2 protein-coding genes are annotated in these 1,645 nt (G+C 66.6%); one reads left to right on the forward strand and one right to left on the reverse strand.

The features are described from left to right. The coding region (locus MOV75_RS37125) for a Spy/CpxP family protein refolding chaperone (protein WP_247007874.1) at positions 1–1,021 on the forward strand (1,021 nt) is incomplete at its 5' end. An 18-nt stretch (positions 1,022–1,039) separates the two neighbouring features. Here MOV75_RS37125 and MOV75_RS37130 read toward each other — a convergent pair. Next, the coding region (locus MOV75_RS37130; protein ID WP_247007876.1) for a sugar phosphate isomerase/epimerase at positions 1,040–1,645 on the reverse strand (606 nt) is incomplete at its 5' end.

Consider the following 1,645-nt stretch of genomic DNA (forward strand, 5'->3'; position numbering starts at 1 on the left):
CTTCCGCGCGCAGACTACTCCGCAGACCCAAGCGGCCCTCGTCGCCCGTCAGAGCGGCTGGGCGCCGCGGCAAGCCTGGCGTCACCGCCATCCCGCGGTGTTCGTGGCGTGGCTCGGCCCCGTGTTCTGGCCTTATGCCTATTCCGACATTTTTGACTACACGTTCTGGTCTTATGCTTACGAGCCCGGCTATTGGGCCTATGCCTATGACGACTTCGTCGACACCGTGTTCTGGGGCGGTGACGGCCCCTATTCCGCCTATGCCAGCATCAACCCCAATGACGATCCGCAAACCGGCGGCGGCCGCGCACGGCCGCGCGCCAGCGTGAGCCCGCAGACGCTACGGCAATTGTGCGGCACACCGGACAAGGGCGTGACCGCCTGGCCGCTCGACGATATCGCGCGGGCGGTGCGGCCGGCGCCGGAACAACGCGCGCTGCTCGACGAGTTGAAGACCGCGGCGGCCAACGCTGCCGGTGTGTTCAAGGACTCCTGCGCTGAGACCTATGCGCTGACTCCGCCTGGCCGCCTGCGCGCCATGATGAACCGCATCAGCGCGACGCTGGAAGCCGTCAAGATCGTGCGGCCAGCCCTGGAGAAGTTCTACAACTCGCTCAGCGACGAACAGCAGGCCCGCTTCAACGCGCTTGGCCCCCATGTCGGCGAGCGCTCGTCACAGCCGCAGGAAGCCAGCGCCGAGGCCTGCGGCGATCCCAAGTCCGGACTGACCCAGTTGCCGATCCAGAAGATCGAGGCCGTGCTCCACCCGGCAGGCAAGCAAAAGGAGGCGCTCGACCGCCTCGGCGAAGCCACGGCGAAGGGCGTTGAGGGCCTACAAGCGGCCTGTCCGAACGATGTGCCTCTGACGCCGGTCGGACGGCTGGAGGCGATGCAGCATCGGCTCGAGGCCATGCTGACGGCCGCCAAGCTGGTCGAACCTGCGCTGGACGAATTCTATGCCACGCTGAGCAGCGAGCAGAAGGCGCGCTTCAACACCCTGCAACGGGTCGCAGGCCCGTAAGGGCAGCGCGCCCGTGACTTAGACTACCGTCTTATGGCGCGTGATGCAGGCGCGGAGCACCTCGTCCATCGATTTGCCCCACCACTCGTTGGAGAATATCTCGATCTCGGAATAACCGGCAAAGCCCTGCGCTTCGACCGCTTCGCGCACCGATTTGATGTCGATGACGCCGTCGCCCATCATGCCGCGGTCGTTGAGGATGTCCTTGGTCGGCACCAGCCAGTCGCAGACATGGAAGGCGAGCAGGCGGTCCTTGCCGGCGCGCGCGATCTGGCCCATCAGCTCCGGATCCCACCAGATGTGATAGACGTCGAGCGCGACGCCGAGCATGCCGGTGCGGGCAGGATCGAGCCGGTCGCAGATGTCGAGCGCCTGCTTCGTCGTGTTCACGCAGGCGCGGTCGGCCGCATAGGCCGGATGCAGCGGCTCGATCGCCAGCGGCAGCTTTGCCTGTTTGGCGTAGTCGAGCATGTCGGCAAGCGCTTCCTCGACCTGCCCACGGGCCGCCACGATGTCCTTCGAGGCCGCGCTGCCCGGCCGCGAATATTGCGGCAGGCCGCCGACGACGAGGACGATGCAGGGCGCGCCCAGCGCCTTGGCTTCATCGACGCAGCGGCGATTGTC

The sequence above is a fragment of the Bradyrhizobium sp. PRIMUS42 genome (assembly GCF_023006515.1).
In the GTDB taxonomy this organism is placed as follows: Bacteria; Pseudomonadota; Alphaproteobacteria; order Rhizobiales; family Xanthobacteraceae; genus Bradyrhizobium.